Here is a 5,865-nt window from a genome sequence, read left to right as displayed (position 1 = left end):
TCGAGTCGGGGAGGGGGAGCCACTTCCAAGAAATTATTAGACTTTTCTGCCTAATTACACTACCCTACAATCATTATTTTCAGTGCTTTATCTTATATAACAATAACTCTCTAAACACATCAAAAATATATAATTAAATTTATGAATTTGATAAAGAATTTGGCACTACACCCGATACTATCAGAATAATCCTCTTTAAGAAGCGTACTATGGCTGGTTTTAGAAAACTCATCATACTCCAAGTCACCTCATGGTTATTACTCTCTTTGATTAGTAGCTTTTTTTTCGCCACTAGTTTCGACTCAGCAATTAGTAAAGCACAACAAAGTGCACATGCTATGGTGACAGAATACATAAAAGACAAAAAGCTATCAGAAGTAACACCAGAGCACATTAGCCAGGCCCTAAACAGCGGCGAGGTATTTTCAACCTTCATTGTACGAGATTTTGATGGTAATACCGTTCTACAAGTTAATACACCGACGAACCTTCCTTTCGTTGCTGACTTTATAGAAACCTACATCAATGCGATCCGTCCACAATTTGCAGTCAATGATAGTAAAGACATTAAGATTGAGTTTTTAATAAATGCACAGAGCCAGGCGCAGTTATTGCAACAAGCACTTTTGCTGCTTCTCGTTATTTCAGCTTTGCTTGCTTTTATTCCTGTCTTTTTCATGCAAGGTGTGTACAAAAAGCTCAACCGTAATGTCAGTATGACTGTAGCGAGTGCTGTTGACTCATATATCACGCAAAACCAAGCCACTGACAACATAGAGTTTGATTTTAATGATGGCAAAGTAGCAGAACTTGGCCAAGAGCTAACCCCTTCTTTTAAGCGACTGGCGAGCTTTTTAAAGTCGAAACAAGAAGACATCAGAAATGCAGCACATTCAATCAAGCAAGAAGCTTATAAAGATGTGGTTACAGAGCTTGGTAACCGTAACATGTTTGTTGAGTATTATGAGCAATATATAGAGTCTTCATCCAAAAAAGCGTTTGGATCGTTAGCAATGATACGCTGCTCCGAATTACAAGTCATAAACCAAACTCGTGGCTATCAAAAAGGCGATGAATACATTAAGTCAGTCTCGGATATTATCAAGCATGTCACTGGTACTTATGCTGGCAGCCAAGTCTTTCGACTAAATAGCTCTGACTTTGCCGTTATCTTACCCAATGTGCCAAGTAAAGAAGCAGAAGAGTTTGGCGACACGTTACAATCACGATTCACTCAATTCCAACAAAATCAAGAACTGTCTTCGGTTGCAAATACAGGAATTGTTCCATACGAAAATGGTAAACCATTAGGTGAACTTCTGTCTGTTGTTGATAACGCCATGAGTATGGCACAAAGCAAGCAAGCCAACGCGTGGCATATACAACGAGAGTCGGATCTGGTGAATAATGTTAGCGCTGGATTTGGCAACCAAAACTGGCGCCGTGTGATCCGTGATGTAATAGCCAGCAAACGTGTCAGTTTGATGATGCAGAACATTATGCCAATTGGCAAAAATTCAAAAGCTTATGCTGAAATACAATCTCGCTTTAAAACGGAGGAAGGTCAAATGCTACCGACGGCCTCCTTTCTTGCCATGGCAGAAAAACTAGAAATGGCTATCGAGATTGATCAGTTGATCATTGATACCTCCTTGGAAACGATAAAGACCCGAAACTTCAATGAAAAATACTTTGGTATCAATGTAACTGCATCAAGCGCCCATAACGATCAATTTGTGATCTGGTTAGAGCGTCGCCTCCTTAAAGAAACAAATCTTGCTTCCAAATTGGTATTTGAGGTCAGTGAATTTGGTTTGCAACAAAATATCAAAGCCAGTAAGCGCTTCATTGATATGGTACATCGGGCAGGCGCTCGGATCACAGTCGAACGCTTTGGTGTCGGTTTGACATCATTTAAATTCTTCAGAGACTTGAAACCTGATTATATAAAAATGGATGCTAGCTATACTCGAGGACTTGAAGAAGATAAAAACAACCAATACTTTATGCGCCTGATGGTCGATCTTGCCCACCGAATTGGTGTTAATGTGTTCGCGGAAGGTATTGAAAGTCAAGAAGAAAAGCATATTGTTGAAACATTGTGTCTCGATGGTGTGCAAGGCTATTATATAGAAAAGCCAAAAGAAATTTAGACTCTACTGTCTTCAAATTATGAGGGCAACATTTGCCCTCCCCTCTAATGAGCGACAATTTGCCAAAGCAGATACATTCTGTGTTATTATTGGCAAGGATTATCATTTCAATTTATCCTCGCATGTTTTTAAATCAACAAGATAAACATGGAAGATAAAGCAATGTGTTTAATACTGGATTGTCAGCAAGTGCAGAAAATAACACCATGATTTTAATAGCTTTTAACTTTTAGCTACACTTTTTAAAACTAGGTCTTACCACAGCTTTGGTAAACCAGCTAAACCCAAGGGTGGCAATAGACATAGACTAAGATATGGTGCTGTAGTGCGAACTGGCAGCGATAAACGCAGTAATGATATTGAGTAGAGATGGTATTGTTCTAAGGAATATACCTAAAACACTAACAGAGTCTGCACTTATACCAATTCGCTTGATTAAGTGACTATTTTGAGGCGAGAAAAACTTCTTATTTAGTTGTTTTAGATAAGAAACTTTTAACGCAATTAGCGTCAGATTTACTCCTTCAAATTGAGCAAGTATTAAGACTCATTGGTATTACATCAAGCTGGTTCTTTTTATGATTAACTATCACGGCAATATCATAGTGCAAAAAGCTATGAATCGTGAGTAAGTTATAGAGGCAAGAATGACCGAGTACATTTTGTTGCTCATTGGCACCGTGCTAGTGAATAACTTCGTTTTAGTTCAATTTTTGGGATTGTGCCCATTTATGGGGGTCTCTGGTAAGTTAGATACTGCTGTGGGTATGTCTTTGGCGACAACCTTTGTGCTTACACTTGCCTCAGTTACCAGCTACCTTGTAAATCAATATATTTTGCTACCGCTCGATTTAACTTTTTTAAGAACCATGAGTTTTATTCTTGTTATCGCCGTAGTGGTGCAGTTTACTGAAATGGTTGTGAGAAAAACTAGCCCAACTTTGTACCGTTTACTCGGGATCTTCTTACCCCTTATCACCACAAACTGTGCAGTGCTTGGTGTTGCCTTACTCAACATCAAACGAGATCATACCTTTTTGGAATCAGCAGTGTATGGCTTTGGTGCGGCGGTTGGTTTCTCTATGGTGTTAGTATTATTTGCCGCTTTACGTGAACGTTTAGCGGTGGCTGACGTACCAAGTCCATTTAAGGGCGCATCTATTGCGATGATCACCGCAGGTTTGATGTCTCTTGCATTTATGGGATTCTCTGGATTAGTTAAGTTTTAAAATATGACGTTAATGTATGCATTACTTGCGCTAGGGGCGCTAGCATTGGTATTTGGGATCGTGCTGGGCTACGCCGCGGTAAAATATAGAGTTGAAAGCAACCCAATTGTAGAACAAATCGATGCGATTTTACCGCAAACACAATGTGGACAATGCGGTTATCCAGGGTGTCGCCCCTATGCTGAGGCGATTGCGAATGGCGATGAGGTGAATAAATGCCCTCCAGGCGGCGAGGCAACCGTCAAGAAACTTGCAGACTTAATGGGTGTCGAAGCTAAACCACTGGCCGGTGGCGAAGAAGCTGAGCCGGTTAAGAAAGTAGCATATATTCGCGAAGATGAATGTATTGGCTGCACCAAGTGTATTCAGGCCTGCCCTGTCGATGCAATCGTTGGTGCAACAAGGCAAATGCACACTGTACTAATTGACGAGTGCACAGGGTGTGATCTGTGTGTTGAACCCTGCCCAGTAGATTGTATCGACATGGTACCGGTTGCACAGACCAAACAAACGTGGAAGTGGCAACTTGATGCCATTCCTGTGACACAGATTGATTAAGAGGTTTAAGTGGAAACATTACTTGAACAAATAGAAAGCGGAAAACTGTGGCAGTTCCCAGGCGGCATTCATCCACCAGAGCAAAAAGCGCAATCTAACCAACACCCTATTTCGCGCTTGCCCCTGCCTGAAAAACTCATTTTGCCATTAAAGCAACATATAGGGGCAAATGGCAGCTTGCTGGTAAATGTCGGTGATCACGTATTAAAAGGACAAGCGCTAACTGCTCCAGGCACCAATTGGTCTTTGCCGGTTCATGCGCCGACGTCGGCGTGGTTGAAGCCATTACGCCGATGCCATCTGCGCACCCTTCAGCTATACCTGAATTAAGTATTATTTTACGTCCAGACGGTGCGGATAAATGGATAGAATTAACACCTATCCATGATATTTCCTCTCTCGATAACGCCCAGCTTATTGAAATAATTCACCAAGCCGGTATTGCAGGAATGGGCGGTGCAGGCTTTCCAACCTATGTAAAAGCCGATAGCCCCAAGCCAATCGAGTTTTTGGTTATTAATGGTGTTGAGTGTGAGCCTTATATTACCGCTGACGATCGCCTGATGCGTGACCATGCGCAACAAATTGTGTCAGGGATAGAGGTTTTACAACAGATCCTAAAGCCTCAAAAAATATTATTTGGTATTGAAGATAATAAACCTGAAGCCATTGCAGCCGTATCAGCCGCAGCGAAGCACAATCAAGATATTTTAGTTCGTAGCATTCCAACAAAGTATCCATCTGGCGGTGAAAAACAGCTGGTTAAACTACTCACATCAAAAGAAGTGCCAAGTACAGGGATCCCAGCTGATATAGGGGTACTGGTGCAGAATGTAGGGACACTATTTGCTATTTGGCAAGCCGTTTTTGAAGGGAAACCTTTAATTGAGCGTGTTGTTACTGTCACAGGCAATACTATCAACCAGCCAAATAATGTCTGGGCTTTACTCGGAACAGAAATAAAACATCTTCTAGACTCACAAGGCTTCTCTCCTGTTGACGCACAACGTGTAGTTATGGGCGGTCCCATGATGGGCTTTACCCTCCCCTCGGTTAGGATCCCTGTCGTAAAAACAACAAACTGTATTCTTGCACCAGACAATAAAGAGTTGGCCATTCCTGGGGAAGAAAAAGCTTGTATTCGTTGCAGTGCTTGTGCCGATGCCTGCCCGCAGAGCCTGCTACCTCAGCAACTACAATGGTTTGCCAAAGGTAAAGAATATGAAAAGTTAGAAGAGTATAACCTGTTTGATTGTATTGAATGCGGAGCTTGCTCTTACGTTTGTCCAAGCGAAATCCCCTTGGTGCAATATTACCGAGTAGCGAAAGCTGATATTCGCGAACAAAAACTTGAGCAGGTTAAAGCTGAGCGTGCTAAAGAGCGCTTTGAAGCTAGAAAAGCGCGACTAGAGCGAGAACAAGAAGAGCGACAGAATAAACATAAACGCCGCTCACCCAGCTCACCAGCAAAAGCAGCAGAGCAAGAGAAAGTGCAAGAAGCACTGGCTCGTGTAAAAGATAAACAATCAGACAAGTCTGCAGTACAAGCTGCCATAGCGCGTGCTAAAGCCAAACGTGGGGAAAACGGCGAACTTGAGCCTGATAACAGCGCTATCATGCAGGAGCGAGAGAAACGTAAAGCACAGGCACGTAAATATAAAGAAGCGAAAACCGAGCAAGTAAGTAGTGTTGACCAAAAGGATGCTGTAGCCGCCGCTATCGCTCGTGCCAAAGCGAAAAAAGCAGCCGCTCAAGAACAGGTTTCTTCTGATCAAGCACCTGAAGACAAAAAGACCGCTGTGGCCGCCGCCATTGCCCGTGCTAAAGCGAAAAAAGCAGCTAAACAAGCTGAAGAAGCAAACGACAACACAGCTGAGCAGAGCGAGGCTGTGCAAAGTACTGATGACGTAGCTGACCCTCGTAAA

At 42.3% G+C, this 5,865-nt stretch carries 3 protein-coding genes and 1 pseudogene; all 4 read left to right on the top strand.

Annotated elements, in window-relative coordinates:
• Nucleotides 1–209: 209 nt before the first annotated feature.
• Entirely contained in the window at nt 210–2,153 is a 1,944-nt protein-coding gene (locus tag D9603_RS03440; RefSeq protein WP_128730141.1) for a GGDEF domain-containing protein, read from the top strand.
• 647 nt (nt 2,154–2,800) lie between these two features.
• Entirely contained in the window at nt 2,801–3,382 is a 582-nt protein-coding gene (rsxA, locus tag D9603_RS03435; RefSeq protein WP_128730139.1) for an electron transport complex subunit RsxA, read from the top strand.
• A 3-nt stretch (nt 3,383–3,385) separates the two neighbouring features.
• A complete protein-coding gene (gene rsxB, locus D9603_RS03430; RefSeq protein WP_125251571.1) occupies nt 3,386–3,940 on the top strand; it encodes an electron transport complex subunit RsxB in 555 nt (184 codons plus the stop codon).
• A gap of 9 nt (nt 3,941–3,949) precedes the next feature.
• Nucleotides 3,950–5,865, top strand: a pseudogene (gene rsxC, locus D9603_RS03425) (electron transport complex subunit RsxC); the annotation flags it as partial.

Source organism: Pseudoalteromonas sp. PS5 (assembly GCF_004103255.1).
GTDB lineage: Bacteria > Pseudomonadota > Gammaproteobacteria > Enterobacterales > Alteromonadaceae > Pseudoalteromonas > Pseudoalteromonas peptidolytica.
This window is presented reverse-complemented; position numbering and strand designations above follow the sequence as displayed.

Excerpts from the sequence above, each read along its gene's own strand:
- rsxB (WP_125251571.1), top strand. The coding sequence starts at position 3,386 with ATGACGTTAATGTATGCATTACTTGCGCTAGGGGCGCTAGCATTGGTA.
- rsxA (WP_128730139.1), top strand. The coding sequence starts at position 2,801 with ATGACCGAGTACATTTTGTTGCTCATTGGCACCGTGCTAGTGAATAAC.
- D9603_RS03440 (WP_128730141.1), top strand. The coding sequence starts at position 210 with ATGGCTGGTTTTAGAAAACTCATCATACTCCAAGTCACCTCATGGTTA.